14 protein-coding genes, 1 pseudogene and 1 riboswitch (1 of these 16 only partly in view) are annotated in these 13,949 nt (G+C 46.2%); of the genes and pseudogenes, 6 read left to right on the forward strand and 9 right to left on the reverse strand.

From position 1 onward, the window contains the following. Positions 1-4: 4 nt before the first annotated feature. The 5 genes from thiS to HGO23_RS01620 form a co-directional block, all read right to left on the reverse strand. Positions 5-217: a sulfur carrier protein ThiS gene (thiS, locus tag HGO23_RS01600; protein WP_099134986.1), complete on the reverse strand. Its 213-nt coding sequence runs from the start codon at positions 215-217 to the stop codon at positions 5-7. Next, a complete protein-coding gene (locus HGO23_RS01605; protein ID WP_209027727.1) occupies positions 214-999 on the reverse strand; it encodes a HesA/MoeB/ThiF family protein in 786 nt (261 codons plus the stop codon). The genes thiS and HGO23_RS01605 overlap by 4 nt, the downstream gene beginning before the upstream one ends. Next, entirely contained in the window at positions 993-1,679 is a 687-nt protein-coding gene (gene thiE, locus HGO23_RS01610) for a thiamine phosphate synthase (RefSeq protein ID WP_209027729.1), read from the reverse strand. The genes HGO23_RS01605 and thiE overlap by 7 nt, the downstream gene beginning before the upstream one ends. Beyond that, positions 1,663-3,648 carry a phosphomethylpyrimidine synthase ThiC gene (gene thiC / locus HGO23_RS01615; RefSeq protein ID WP_209027731.1) on the reverse strand — a complete coding sequence of 662 codons (1,986 nt, stop codon included), beginning with the start codon at positions 3,646-3,648 and terminating at the stop codon, positions 1,663-1,665. The genes thiE and thiC overlap by 17 nt, the downstream gene beginning before the upstream one ends. 193 nt (positions 3,649-3,841) lie before the next feature. Further along, a riboswitch (TPP riboswitch) is annotated at positions 3,842-3,966 on the reverse strand. A gap of 101 nt (positions 3,967-4,067) precedes the next feature. Next, positions 4,068-4,730 carry an HAD family hydrolase gene (locus HGO23_RS01620; protein ID WP_209027732.1) on the reverse strand — a complete coding sequence of 221 codons (663 nt, stop codon included), beginning with the start codon at positions 4,728-4,730 and terminating at the stop codon, positions 4,068-4,070. A gap of 237 nt (positions 4,731-4,967) precedes the next feature. Between HGO23_RS01620 and nudC the strand changes: the two genes are divergently transcribed. Next, positions 4,968-5,735: an NAD(+) diphosphatase gene (nudC, locus tag HGO23_RS01625; protein ID WP_209027734.1), complete on the forward strand. Its 768-nt coding sequence runs from the start codon at positions 4,968-4,970 to the stop codon at positions 5,733-5,735. Positions 5,736-5,905: 170 nt separating this feature from the next. Here the strand turns inward: nudC and dcp are convergent, their stop codons facing one another. Continuing rightward, positions 5,906-8,113 (reverse strand): peptidyl-dipeptidase Dcp, encoded by a 2,208-nt coding sequence (gene dcp, locus HGO23_RS01630; RefSeq protein WP_099134991.1) that lies wholly within the window; start codon positions 8,111-8,113, stop codon positions 5,906-5,908. Between the two features lie 106 nt (positions 8,114-8,219). Beyond that, positions 8,220-8,415, reverse strand: a pseudogene (locus tag HGO23_RS19495) (hypothetical protein); the annotation flags it as partial. Positions 8,416-8,528: 113 nt separating this feature from the next. Between HGO23_RS19495 and hemE the strand changes: the two are divergent. The 5 genes from hemE (at position 8,529) to HGO23_RS01655 (ending at position 12,102) form a co-directional block, all read left to right on the forward strand. Next, positions 8,529-9,593, forward strand: coding sequence for a uroporphyrinogen decarboxylase (gene hemE / locus HGO23_RS01635; protein ID WP_209027736.1), 1,065 nt, complete (start codon positions 8,529-8,531; stop codon positions 9,591-9,593). Between the two features lie 3 nt (positions 9,594-9,596). Next, the gene (gene nfi, locus HGO23_RS01640) at positions 9,597-10,274 is read left to right on the forward strand and encodes a deoxyribonuclease V (RefSeq protein ID WP_209027738.1); all 678 of its coding nucleotides are present in this window, start codon (positions 9,597-9,599) and stop codon (positions 10,272-10,274) included. A 76-nt stretch (positions 10,275-10,350) separates the two neighbouring features. Continuing rightward, the gene (locus HGO23_RS01645; protein WP_099134994.1) at positions 10,351-10,938 is read left to right on the forward strand and encodes a YjaG family protein; all 588 of its coding nucleotides are present in this window, start codon (positions 10,351-10,353) and stop codon (positions 10,936-10,938) included. Positions 10,939-11,125: 187 nt separating this feature from the next. After that, the gene (gene hupA / locus HGO23_RS01650; protein ID WP_010848914.1) at positions 11,126-11,398 is read left to right on the forward strand and encodes a nucleoid-associated protein HU-alpha; all 273 of its coding nucleotides are present in this window, start codon (positions 11,126-11,128) and stop codon (positions 11,396-11,398) included. A gap of 47 nt (positions 11,399-11,445) precedes the next feature. Further along, positions 11,446-12,102, forward strand: coding sequence for a DUF1481 domain-containing protein (locus HGO23_RS01655; RefSeq protein ID WP_099135141.1), 657 nt, complete (start codon positions 11,446-11,448; stop codon positions 12,100-12,102). A 34-nt stretch (positions 12,103-12,136) separates the two neighbouring features. On the opposite strand, the gene purD is transcribed toward HGO23_RS01655, so the two are convergent. Together purD and purH are read right to left on the reverse strand one after the other, a co-directional pair. Then, positions 12,137-13,435 carry a phosphoribosylamine--glycine ligase gene (purD, locus tag HGO23_RS01660; protein WP_099134995.1) on the reverse strand — a complete coding sequence of 433 codons (1,299 nt, stop codon included), beginning with the start codon at positions 13,433-13,435 and terminating at the stop codon, positions 12,137-12,139. Positions 13,436-13,465: 30 nt separating this feature from the next. Continuing rightward, positions 13,466-13,949, reverse strand: the final stretch of a protein-coding gene (gene purH, locus HGO23_RS01665) for a bifunctional phosphoribosylaminoimidazolecarboxamide formyltransferase/IMP cyclohydrolase (protein ID WP_209027743.1). The gene runs 1,106 nt beyond the window's last position; 484 of the gene's 1,590 nt are visible here — the last part of the coding sequence; the start codon falls outside the window, past its right edge; the stop codon is at positions 13,466-13,468.

The raw sequence follows: 13,949 nt of genomic DNA on the forward strand, positions 1-13,949 counted from the left end.
GGCATTAGCCACCAGCAATGGCCTGAAACAGCAGGATATTGTCCCCATCATTAATCAGGTGAATATCCCATTCTGAGCGCGGGATAATGGTCTGATTAATGGCTAACGCAGTGCCCAATTGAGTACGTTGTATATGTTCCAGTAACTGTTGTACCGTCATAGGCTTATTCACAGGATCTGGCAGTGTGACTGTTTGATCGTTGACGATGATGTTCATGCGATTTTTTTTCCTGAAACTGTTTTATCTATAAAAGATAATGTTCCGCAGATTGGGCATTGCGGTGATGCAGTCAGCTGTAATGTGCTCCAGCTTTGTTGTCTGCCATCAAACAGCCGTAGTTTTCCACTCAGATGAGAAGGGAGACTGGCCAACATTTTGATTGCTTCCAGTGCTTGCAGTGTGCCGATAACACCAACTACTGGCCCCATAACACCAGCGGTTCGACAATTACGTTGCGGCTCTTCCTGATCGGGATAGAGGCAGGTATAACAGCCATGTTGGTAAGGGGGTTCAAACACCATAAGTTGCCCGCTGAACCCTACAGCACTGCCACTGATAAGGGCGGTATTGGTCTCAACACTGGCAGCATTAATGGCGTGTCGGGTTGCCATGTTATCGCAGCAATCCAATATCAGATCGACTTGCCGGGCAAGGTTTGTCAGTGATTTCTTATCCTGTCGCTCACTTATAACAGTGAGATTGACAAGGGGATTTAAATCGGCCAATTGCTCTGCCGCCAGAGCCGCTTTTCCGGCGGAAATATCTGCCGTGCGATAGAGGATTTGGCGTTGCAGGTTAGAGATATGTAATTTGTCATCATCTGCAAGATAGAGGTGCCCCACTCCTGCTGCGGCGAGATAGAGTGCGGCGGGGGAGCCTAACCCCCCGATTCCAACAATTAATACCTTGCTTGCTTTTAATTTTTCCTGTCCGTCAGGGCCGATGTCTTCCAGTAACAATTGGCGGCTGTACCGCATAAATTCTTGATCGTTCAACATAAGAGCCTCCGATCATTTCCTTCAACGATTCTTTCAACCATTATTCCTTCAACTAAATGAAGTAATCTGGATGTTGCTTGTCGCCAATCTTTGGCTTTAGTGATGGCAGTGACCAGCGCCACACCTCCGACACCTGTTGCAACCACATCCGGCACACGCTCCAGTGAAATACCGCCAATGGCAACGGTAGGAAATTCTGGCGTGATCTCCACCTGATGTTTCAGGGCGATAAGCCCCTGTGGCGATGATGGCATCTCCTTGGTCGTGGTCGGGAAAATATGTCCCAGTGCGATATAAGATGGGCGCAGAGCTTTTGCCCGCGCCAATTCCTGCTCATTATGGGTGGAAATACCCAGACGAAGTCCGGCCTGTTGGATGGCCTGAAGATCGGCGATATCCAAATCTTCTTGCCCCAGATGTACGCCATAGGCGTGGTGTTTGATTGCCAGACGCCAGTAATCGTTGATGAACAGACGAGCGTTATATTTATTTCCCAGTGTAATGGCTTGCCGGATATCGTCCTCCATTTGCTCTTCGGGCATATCTTTGATGCGCAATTGCAGGGTTCTGACACCCGCTTCCAGTAATCGCTCAATCCACATCAGGGAATCCACAACGGGATATAACCCCAATCGGTGTTCAGTTGGAGCAAAGGATATCGCTTTAAGCTGATTTGACATCGTTGATATCCTCGGCACGGTGATACAGTTCACTACCATGAACACGGAACTCTTCGGACATCTGTTCCATGCCAGCTTCTTGCTCTAGTTTTGCCGCATAATCCCGCACATCCTGCGTTATCTTCATTGAACAGAATTTTGGTCCACACATTGAGCAGAAGTGAGCAACCTTACCGGATTCTTGTGGTAAGGTTTCATCGTGGTAAGCGCGGGCAGTTTCAGGATCAAGCGCCAGATTAAATTGATCTTCCCAGCGGAATTCAAAACGGGCTTTTGACATGGCGTTATCACGAATTTGAGCACCGGGATGACCTTTAGCAAGATCTGCCGCATGAGCGGCGATTTTGTAGGTGATCAGCCCCTGTTTCACATCCTCTTTGTTTGGCAGGCCGAGATGCTCTTTGGGAGTGACATAACACAGCATGGCACAGCCGAACCAACCGATCATTGCAGCACCAATACCAGAGGTGAAATGGTCATAACCCGGGGCGATATCAGTTGTCAGTGGCCCCAAGGTATAGAATGGCGCTTCGTGGCAGTGCTCCAGTTCTTCTGTCATATTGCGGCGAATTAACTGCATCGGAATATGCCCCGGCCCTTCTATCATCACCTGAACATCATATTCCCAGGCGATTTTGGTCAGTTCACCGAGGGTATGTAGTTCGGCAAATTGAGCTTCATCATTAGCATCCTGAATGGAGCCGGGGCGCAATCCGTCCCCCAAAGAGAGGGAAACGTCGTAGGCCGCACAGATTTCACAAATTTCACGAAAGTGAGTATAGAGAAAGTTTTCCTGATGATGGGAAAGGCACCATTTCGCCATAATTGAACCACCACGGGAAACAATGCCTGTCAGGCGCTTGGCGGTCATGGGAACGTAACGCAGCAACACCCCTGCATGGATGGTGAAATAATCCACTCCTTGTTCGGCCTGCTCCAGTAACGTATCGCGGAACGTTTCCCATGTCAGGTTTTCCGCTATGCCATTGACTTTTTCCAGTGCCTGATAAATAGGAACTGTGCCGATGGGTACTGGACTGTTACGTAGTATCCATTCACGGGTTTCGTGGATGTAGCGTCCGGTGGAGAGATCCATCACCGTGTCAGCACCCCAACGGGTAGACCAAATCAATTTTTCGACTTCTTCTTCGATAGAGGAAGTGACGGAGGAATTACCGATATTGGCATTAACTTTCACCAGAAAATTACGACCGATAATCATCGGTTCAGATTCTGGATGGTTAATGTTAGCAGGAATAATCGCACGGCCGGCCGCCACTTCCTGACGAACAAATTCCGGTGTGATGTTATCCGGTAAGTTTGCGCCGAAACTTTGCCCTGTATGTTGTTGGAGCAGAATTTCACCACGGATACGCTCACGCCCCATATTTTCACGCAGTGCGATAAATTCCATTTCCGGTGTGATGATACCCTGGCATGCATAGTGCAATTGAGTCACGCGCCTGCCCTGTTTGGCTTTTAATGGATGGGAACGATGTTTGAAGCGCAGGTGATCCAGTCCGGCATCTGCAAGGCGCTGTTGAGTAAAATCAGAACTGAGGCTTGCGACAGATTCAGCATCATTGCGCTCTTCAATCCACGGTTGACGGAGCTTTTGCAAACCCGTTTGTACGTTCAGTATGGCTTCTGGATCGCCATAAGGGCCGGAAGTGTCATAGACTGGCACGGGTTCGTTTTCCTCAAATTGAGGATTCTCTTTCGTTCCGCCAATCAGTGTGGGAGATAACTGGATTTCCCGCATGGGAACCCGAATATCTTCGCGTGATCCTGCCAGATAAATACGGTTTGAATTGGGAAATGTCACACCTTGAATCGAACTGATAAATTCCTGTGCTGCATCTCGTTGGACTTTACGTGGCCGTGCTGGATGGGCTTTAGGTGAGATATTGGTTGCAGGGATAATGTCAGCAGTAGAGGTAACGCTGTTGTTAGTAATAGCATTAGACATAGCAAATTCCTGACTGTGTTATCGCCTGTCTCATTGCGCAAATAAAAAACATGACGCTCAGATAGGGCTTAAGTTGAGAAAATTGCTTGTCTGGAGCTCGCAGGGAGTAATGGTTGATTGCTGAATTACGTCATCCGGACAGATTTGTTTGTACAACAATTTATCTGTACAACAACAAGAAGAACACATCAGCGGGGTGATTACTCTTGTTCCCTTCGCGGGTATTAGCCCGATCAGGTTCTGCGGATCCCGAATAAACGGTCTCAGCCTGTGTCCACCGTGAGATAGGGTGAACGCTAGGCACTCCGACAAGAAAACACCCAGAGTATAAAGGGGATTCTGAAAACTGCAACCAGAAAGCACTAAGCTGAAACCAGAACTCTTCGTGTGAAACTGACTTCCTGGGGTTAATTATTTGACTATAAAGCCCAATTCAATTGTTTCCAGCCATGAACTTCTGCTGCTGCCCGCAATTGTATATCTGGATTGACGGTAAAGACTTTGGTGGCAAATCGGCACATCGGTAAATCATTCGCAGAGTCTGTATAAAAATAGATATGTTGTGGCGATAAATTCTGCTCTGCCAGCCATTGTTGTAAACGGGCAACTTTTCCTTCCCGGAAGGTAGGGATACCCTGAATGTCTCCGGTATAACAACCATCTTTCATTACCATATCAATCCCCATCGCTGTTTGTGCTCCAAATGCAGCAGCGATTTTCTTAACTACAAAAGAAACGGTGGCAGAAATGATGATAATAGGAATGTTTTGATGGCGGTAGATATCTAATTGTTTTCTGGCGGCAGGATAGAAGACAGGTTTGATTTTGGTTTCCACGAAATCGGTCAGCCAGATATCTATTTGCTCATGAGGAATTTGGCTGAGTGCCTGTAAGTTGGTCGCCAGATACTCTTGCATATTCAGTTTTCCTGCACAGTAATCCAATATCATTTTCTGGTCTGCCTCTATAAAGCGTGGGTCAGTAATGATGCCTTTTTCCCATAAATAATGAGTCCAGAGCTGGCTGGAATCCCCACAAATCAGGGTGTCATCCAAATCAAATACGGCAACCTGTTGTGACATAGTTGTTATTCCTCAATTTAGGATACCTATTGATACCTGCATATTATTGATTGAAAGCAAATCAAACACTTTATCTGCATTAAATGAACATTCAGAAACGTAATTAATATAACAGACTGCAGACAGAATTCGATGAAGAGGAGTATGCTGTACTTACACTAAGATTTAATAACATTTAATTAATATTTCAATGTGGCTATGACACAACATCCGATGCAACAAATGATGGAACCGATAATGCAAAAAAAATTAACAGGCATAGAACGAGGCTGGTGGATTGTCAGCCTTGAAAACAGAGTTTGGCTACCACAAGGGGAATTGCCATTAGGAACAGCCAACCAGTGGTCATTGCAAGGTTATGTAGCTTACGCTATCGGTGAATGGTTAGGGGAAACTGTTTGGCTGGTAGGCCATAAGATGGAGGCAGATATGTCTTCTCCTCGTCGGATTGCAGAGCAAGATCCCAAGTTATTTCAACTGGCAGGACGCGGAATCCAATTGGCTGAGTTCTATCGTTCTCATCATTACTGCGGTTACTGTGGACAAAAAATGCAACAGAGCCAGCATGAATGGGCTTGTTTGTGCCAGAGCTGTGATGAACATTATTATCCGCAAATTGCACCTTGCATTATTGTCGGCATTCGTCGCGATGATCACATTCTGCTGGCACAGCATCAGCGCCATCGTAACGGTATCCATACGGTACTTGCCGGATTTGTTGAAGTGGGGGAAACACTGGAAGAAGCTGTACATCGTGAGGTGATGGAAGAGAGTGGAATAAAAATCCGTAACTTGCGTTATGTCGCTTCTCAACCGTGGCCTTTCCCAAATTCATTGATGATGGGATTTCTGGCGGATTATGATAGCGGTGAAATTGAGCATGACCCTGTCGAACTTATTAGCGCAGATTGGTATCGCTATGATCAGCTTCCCCTTATCCCTACGTCTGATACGATTGCCCGCCGTTTGATTGAGGAGGCGGTTGCATTATGTCGTCAGCAGTGATGTTGATTGATCAATGAGTTAATCCTTTTTAAAACATGTCCATATCTGTGCGGGGTAGCTGGTAACAGCTACCCCTACTGCGACCGTATAAAGCATGAGAGTTACCTTATGTTTTGTATAAGGATTCGATATCCATATCAAAACGGGTAACTCTTAATCTTTAATACACCTTATTGTTTTTGTTCCTCTAGGCCTCGGTTTTTCAGCATATGCTTAATACTCGGTGGCTTACCGCGCCAGTCGATATACAGTTTTTCCAAGTCTTCACTATTACCACGTGACAACACCTTATCGCGGAAACGTTGGCCATTCTCTGCCGTCAGGCCTCCGTGTTCGGTAAACCAGGCAAAAGCATCATCTGCCAGCATTTCTGTCCACAGATAAGCATAATAACCGGCAGCATAACCGCCACCCCAAATGTGGTTGAAGTAGCTGGAACGATAGCGCGGTGGTACGTAGCTGAGATAGATGTTGTCTTGTTGCAGAGACTTGGCTTCAAACTTATCCACGTCCTGCTGTGGCTGAGCAGCGGTCAGCATATGCCAGTGCATATCCAGCAACGCGGCTGACAGCAGCTCAGTCATGCTATAACCTTTGTTGAATTTGTCAGCCTTATTGATCTTATCCACCAATGCTTGTGGCATTGCTTCACCAGTTTGGTAATGCTTGGCGTAATGGGCAAACACCTTTGGATCACGCGCCCAATACTCATTAAATTGTGATGGAAATTCCACAAAATCACGAGCGGTATTAGTACCGGACAGGCTCGGATATTCCTGATCGGCAAACATTCCGTGCAAGGCATGGCCAAACTCATGGAACATGGTGATCACGTCATCATACGACAATAGTGCTGGTTGGCCCGGCGCAGGTTTGGTAAAGTTGGCGACGTTGTAAATCACCGGTTTGGTTCCGATGAGCTTTGACTGATCGACAAAATTATTCATCCAGGCACCACCACCTTTGTTGTCGCGCTTAAAATAATCGGTATAAAACAACGCCAACGGCTGTCCGCCTTTATCGAAAACTTCATACACACGGACGTCGGATTGATAAACCGGGATGTCTTTGCGCTCTTTAAAGGTAATGCCATACAGCAGATTGGCGGCATAGAACACGCCATTGTTCAGGACATTATTCAGCTCGAAATACGGCTTAATCTGTGATTCATCCAAATCATATTTTGCTTTGCGTACCTGCTCGGCATAAAATGACCAGTCCCAGGCCTCCAGTTTGAAGCCCCCTTTTTGCTGGTCAATCACAGCCTGAATGTCTTTGGCTTCGCGCTCAGCGCGTGCAGTTGCTGCCGGTACAATATCACGCAAAAATTTCAACGCAGCTTTGGGCGTTTTTGCCATCTGATTTTGCAGTTTCCACGATGAATAATCCGGGAAACCCAGCAGTTTAGCCTGCTCAGCACGGATCTTCGCTAACCGGGCTAAGGTTTGACGTGTGTCATTATCGTCACCTTTTTCGGCTCGGGTCCACGATGCCTCAAATAATGCTTTACGCGTATCACGATCTTTCAGGTTTTGCAGACTCGGCTGTTGGGTGGTGTTTTGCAATACCAACAGCCACTGCTTGTCTAGTTTACGCTCACTGGCGGCCTGCGCAGCCGCGGCAATTTCGCCATCGGACAGCCCGTCCAGCCTGGCTTTATCTTGAATCGCCAGCGCGCCATTTTTAGTTGCCGCCAGCAGTTTGTTGGCAAACTGGGTACTGAGTTTTGCTGCTTCCTGATTCAAAGCTTTTAACTTCGCTTTATCCGTATCAGACAAGTTGGCCCCTGCTAACACGAAGCTTTGATAAGTCACTTCCACCAATCGGTGTGATTCTGGATCCAGATTCAATGTCCCGCGCTGCTGGTATATGGCTTTGATACGGTTGAACAGTTTACTGTTCAGCGTAATTTCATCATTCATCGCCGCCAGCTTTGGTGAAGTTTCCTCATTCAGTTTTTGCAGCCGGTCAGTGGTATTAGCCAACGTCATCGCCCCAAATACATTCATCACCCGTGTCAACATTGCACCCGATTTCTCCAGCGCGACAAATGTATTTTCAAAATCAGGTATGGCGGGATTATTGGCGATCTTCTCTACTTCCTTCAGTTTCTGTTTAATACCGGCAGCAATCGCGGGCGCATAGTCTGTTTCTTTTATCTTATTGAACGGAGGAGCCTGGAATGGTAGTACACTTGGATAGAAGAACGGGTTTTTGTTCTTCTTGTGTTGCTGTTGATTAGCTTCACCGGTCGCACTCACCTCCTTAACCTGATCACTTGATATGTTCGTGTGGTCAGATCCCAGTTTATTTTCTTCGGCCTGCGCCTGAGTGCCTAGTGCCAAGCCAATAGCTAGTACTAAAGTGGATAAACGCATTAGTCGAAACTCCTTCATGTAAATAGTTTATTTATCAATGAAAATGACTTCATAAGCGCTTTGATACAGTTAATTAACTAAATAATTAATTAACTAAACAATTAACTAACGTAAACCAATTCATCCAACGATTAACTGAAGAGCGCGAACAATGAAGGCTTATGGCAACGTGAGAAACGGTATTGCCTTCACGCAACACGCGTGTTACATGAATGTAACATAATGAGAGCGATGAGCCGATGTGCATAGTCCTTGTTCTGGGTTTTGTGACTCTGCACATAAATTTTTTCATCTGGGATCATACGTTATGGGGGATTGGCGCTTGAACGTTTATTTATTGGCGGTCAGGACGGAAGTTCGGCTTCCGACGTGTTATCATGCGCGCGCTTTTTGTCGATAATCAAGGGAGCTTGTCATGAATGAGTTGAAAAACGACCGCTATCTGCGCGCCTTATTACGTCAGCCTGTTGATATTACACCAGTATGGATGATGCGTCAGGCAGGACGCTATTTACCTGAATATAAAGCTACGCGTCAGGAGGCGGGGGATTTCATCTCGTTATGCAAAAATACTGAGTTGGCTTGCGAAGTTACGCTCCAGCCCCTGCGACGTTTTCCATTGGATGCGGCGATCCTGTTTTCTGATATCTTGACTATCCCCGATGCAATGGGATTGGGGCTCTATTTTGAAGCAGGCGAAGGGCCGCGTTTTCAATTTCCGATCCTTAATCATGCCGATGTGGAAAAGTTGCCGGTCCCCGATCCAGAGATGGAGCTAGGTTATGTGATGGATGCTGTTCGAGCGATCCGCAAGGCGCTAGCAGGACAAGTTCCTCTGATCGGTTTTTCTGGTAGCCCTTGGACGCTGGCGACTTATATGGTCGAAGGGGGAAGCAGTAAGGCATTTACTAAGATCAAAGCCATGATGTATGCTGAGCCCGCGACATTGCATCTACTGCTGGATAAATTGGCAAACAGCGTTATTCTATATCTGAACGCGCAAATTAAAGCTGGTGCTCAATCTGTCATGATTTTCGATACTTGGGGTGGTGTGTTATCTCAGCGTGATTATCAGGAATTTTCGTTGCAATATATGCATAAAATTGTCGATGGATTGATCCGTGAACATGAAGGCCGCCGTCTACCTGTGACTCTGTTTACAAAAGGCGGCGGACAGTGGCTTGAAGCGATGGCAGCAACAGGTTGTGATGCCCTTGGGCTGGATTGGACAACGAATATTGCTGACGCCCGCCGCCGTGTCGGGGATAAAGTTGCTTTACAAGGTAATATGGATCCATCCATGCTGTATGCCGCGCCAGCGCGAATTGAACAAGAAGTTTCGACTATCCTACAGGACTTTGGTGCAGGCAGCGGGCATGTTTTCAATCTGGGGCATGGGATCCATCAGGATGTTCCGCCAGAACATGCAGGGGCTTTTGTCGAAGCAGTGCACAGACTTTCAGTAAAATATCATCAATAGCCTATGATTGATACGAAGGCATTACGTCAGGAACAGATAGAAAAAGCACGGCAGGTTATCCGCCATGATGCTTTTTCTGCGTCTTTTGTACCGGAGTTCATTGCGGGTGCGGACGTTGGGTTTGAAGAAAACGGTACGATAACCCGTGCCGCCATTGCTATCTTGCATTATCCCACCCTTAAACTGGTAGAATATCAAATCGCGAGGGTAGAAACTGTACTCCCCTATATTCCCGGCTTACTCTCATTTCGTGAATATCCAGCATTGCTTGCAGCGTGGAATAAGCTAAATCTACGACCTAATCTGGTGATGGTTGATGGTCAGGGTATTGCCCATCCGAGACGTCTGGGGGTTGCCAGCCATTTTGGCTTGCTGGTGGATGTTCCGACAATCGGGATCGCTAAAAGTCGCTTATGTGGTGAGCATGAGCTTGTGGGTGAGGCATTGGGTAGTAGTCAGCCGTTGATCGATCATGGTGAACAGATTGGTCTCGTATGGCGGAGTAAAAAAAGATGTAATCCACTCTATATTTCCATCGGTCATAAGATCAGTATTGAGAGTGCCATCTACTGGGTTGAGCATTGTATGAAAGGATATAAACTGCCTGAACCGACCCGTTGGGCTGATGGAATTGCTTCAAATAGACCGTTTTTTAAGCAAACAATGCAGAAAAATCTATAATTGAGGCGGAAATATGTGGATATTCTTGATTTTCAGGTAAACTTCGGCGCAAATTAAGCATCATGAGTAACAGCTAATGTTAAGAAACCCGATCCACCTGAGGTTGGAGAAACTTGAAAGTTGGCAACATTTGACTTTTATGGCTAGTCTATGTGAGCGGATGTATCCAAACTATCAAGCGTTTTGTCGCCAAACTGAGTTTGCAGATCCTGCGCAATATCGTTGTATTCTCGATCTGGTTTGGGAGACATTAGTTGTCAAAGACGCAAAAGTAAATTTTGATAATCAACTGGAAAAACTGGAAACCATTATCCCATCAGCAGATGGCTATGATATTTATGGTGTGTATCCAGCAATTGATGCGTGTATTGCATTAGGTGAAGTCATTCATTCGCGTTTGAGTGGTTCAACGTTAGAGCATGCAATAGCCGTCAGTGAAATATCCATCCGTACTGTCGCCATGCTGGAAATGACTCAAGCTGGTAAAGAAATGACAGAGGATGAATTAAAGGCATTGCCTGCCATTGAAGAAGAATGGGATATTCAATGGGAGATTTACCGTTTATTGGCGAACTGCGAAGAACGGGACATAGAATTAATTAAAGGATTAAAGGCTGATCTCCGTGAGTGCGGGGTCAGCAATATCGGCATAAATTTGGAGTGATAAGTCATAAAACGTGACTTAGTGCTTGAATTGCCGGATTTAAAGACTTCACATTTGCCCTCACTCTGTTCTACATTGAGGGCGAAAAGAAGTGGCTATCGGTGCGTGTATGCAGGGGTGCTGTCAAATCGGCATATCCGTCGCACTCGATGCTTTGCAAACGATAAACACACTGTAAGGATAATCTATGAATAAGACTGAATTAGTTGATGCAATCGCAGCAGGTGCTGATCTGACCAAAACTCAGGCTAAAGCTGCCCTGGAATCAACTTTGAATGCAATCACTGAATCTCTGAAAAATGGTGATGCAGTGCAACTGGTTGGCTTTGGTACTTTCAAAGTTAATCATCGTGCAGAGCGTACTGGTCGTAACCCACAGACTGGTAAAGAAATCAAAATTGCAGCAGCAAACGTACCTGCTTTCTCTGCTGGTAAAGCACTAAAAGACGCAGTTAAGTAATCGTATTGCGAAAAAAGAAGAGAGAGGGGAGTTCAGCGCCCCTTTTGTTGACGCTACAGGGGCTGCTAGCATTGGGGGTTATCTCATTGCTCAGCGCCTGTTCAGTTCAACCAAAAACTCCAATTTTCAGCGCCAGTGGTTTCATTGCCGATGGTGGTGTTATCCGCTTATGGCGCTTGAATGATCAAAACAGTAAACCTCAAGTTATTATGAGTGTTTTCAGTCCTTACCATCATAAAAATACCACTGTCTCTTTCTATGAGTACCGCCGAGGAAATTTGTGGCAAGTGCGTCGTAATGTACTCAATAATCATCCGACAGAAGAGCTCTTGCGGTTGGATAGAGAGGACAACGTTATTTTTATGCAGCGCCAGTTTGATGGCCGACGTGAACAACTCTCCAATGATGACATTATTAGCTTGCAGTTTGGTGCTAAGCGGACAGAGGAAATCAGCGATGCTTTAATTGCAGGAGAAGTTAAATTGGTTCAGGGACATTGGCAGAATGGTGAAGTGACTACTTGTACAGGGAAAAAATTATTTATTGAGTTTGAGCCTCAGGATCGGGTATGGCTCGAAGAAAGGCACAAGAATAGCTATGGTACACTCACAATTGCATGGTTGGAAGCGCCAGCAGGGAGGCAGTTATTACTGGTCGCCAATGATGATTTTTGTCGCTGGGAGCCGACGAAAGATAAGTTGTAAGCCTGTATTCGCCAGCTCTTCATTTCCGACTATTTTATTTCAGACGCGCAATGGCGCGATAACCAATGTCTTTCCGATAAAAACAACCTTCCCAGCTAATCTTTTCAGCTTTCAAGTAAGCTTTTTTTTGTGCTTCTGCAATATTGCCACCCAATGCCGTAACACATAAAACGCGGCCACCTGCGGTTACTACCTCTGTATCCTTGAAAGCCGTTCCCGCGTGAAAAACTTTTTCATCAGATTGAGTTTCGTTGAATGGCGCTTCTTGATTCAGGCCAGTGATCACATCACCTTTGGTATAATCAGCCGGATAGCCATTTGCCGCTAACACTACACCCAGCGCAGAGCGGGCATCCCATTCGGATATTTTGCCATCTAACTGGCCTTTTGCTCCAGCGAGACACAGTTCGACCAAATCAGAGCGCAAGCGCATCATAATTGGTTGGGTTTCAGGATCACCAAAGCGGCAGTTAAATTCGATGACTTTCGGCTCGCCTTGTTTATCAATCATCAAACCTGCATAGAGAAAGCCGACATAGGTATGTCCTTCCGCAGCCATACCTTCTACTGTCGGATAAATGATTTTCTCCAGCACACGCTGGTGGATCTCATCATTTATAACTGGTGCTGGAGAGTATGCGCCCATTCCGCCAGTATTTGGTCCAGTGTCTCCATCACCGACCCGTTTGTGATCCTGGCTGGTTGCCATGGGAACCACATTTTTACCATCTACCATGACAATAAAACTGGCCTCTTCTCCGTCCAGAAATTCTTCAATGACAATCCGATGCCCTGCATCACCAAATGCATTGCCCGCCAGCATATCTTTAATAGCGTTTTGAGCCTCTTCCATCGTCATGGCGACAACCACTCCTTTACCTGCTGCCAGACCATCGGCCTTAATGACAATAGGTGCTCCAATTTTTTCTAAATAGGCGAGAGCGGGTTCAACTTCTGTGAAATTTTGGTAAGCCGCTGTTGGTATATGGTGACGTGCGAGAAAATCTTTGGTAAAAGCCTTAGAACCTTCCAGTTGGGCGGCTGCCTTAGTCGGGCCAAAGATTGTCAGCCCTGCCTGTTGAAAAGCATCAACCACACCGATAACCAGAGGGGCTTCTGGCCCTACAATAGTGAGAGCAATATCATGGCTTTGAGCAAAGGCCAATAAACCATCAATATCTGTTGCGGCAATATCTACATTTTTTAGATTCACTTCCAATGCTGTTCCAGCGTTACCCGGTGCGACATAAACTTGACTTGCCAGCGGAGATTGAGCTGCTTTCCACGCCAGTGCATGTTCCCTTCCGCCACTACCAATAATCAGTATATTCATCAGTTTTTCCTATTATAAAGCTGAGATAGGTTAATGGCGGAAATGACGCATGCCGGTAAAAATCATGGCGATGCCATGCTCATCAGCAGCAGCAATCACTTCATCATCACGTATAGAGCCGCCTGGTTGGATCACACAACTCACTCCCACGGCTGCGGCAGCATCAATACCATCTCGGAACGGGAAAAAAGCATCAGAAGCCATAGCACATTCCTGAACTTCCAGCCCTTCATCGGCTGCCTTAATTCCTGCGATCTTAGCTGAATAAACACGGCTCATCTGGCCTGCACCAATACCGATTGTCATATTATCTTTGGCATAAACAATGGCATTAGATTTAACAAACTTAGTTACTTTCCAGCAGAATAGCGCATCCTGCATTTCTTGTTCTGTTGGTTGACGTTTAGAAACTACCCGTAATTGAGTTTCTGTTACCATGCCTAAATCACGATCCTGTACCAATAAACCACCATTGACGCGTTTGAAATCTAACCCGGCAGCGGGTGAATACCAT

It is taken from the genome of Xenorhabdus budapestensis (genome assembly GCF_017743015.1).
GTDB lineage: Bacteria > Pseudomonadota > Gammaproteobacteria > Enterobacterales > Enterobacteriaceae > Xenorhabdus > Xenorhabdus budapestensis.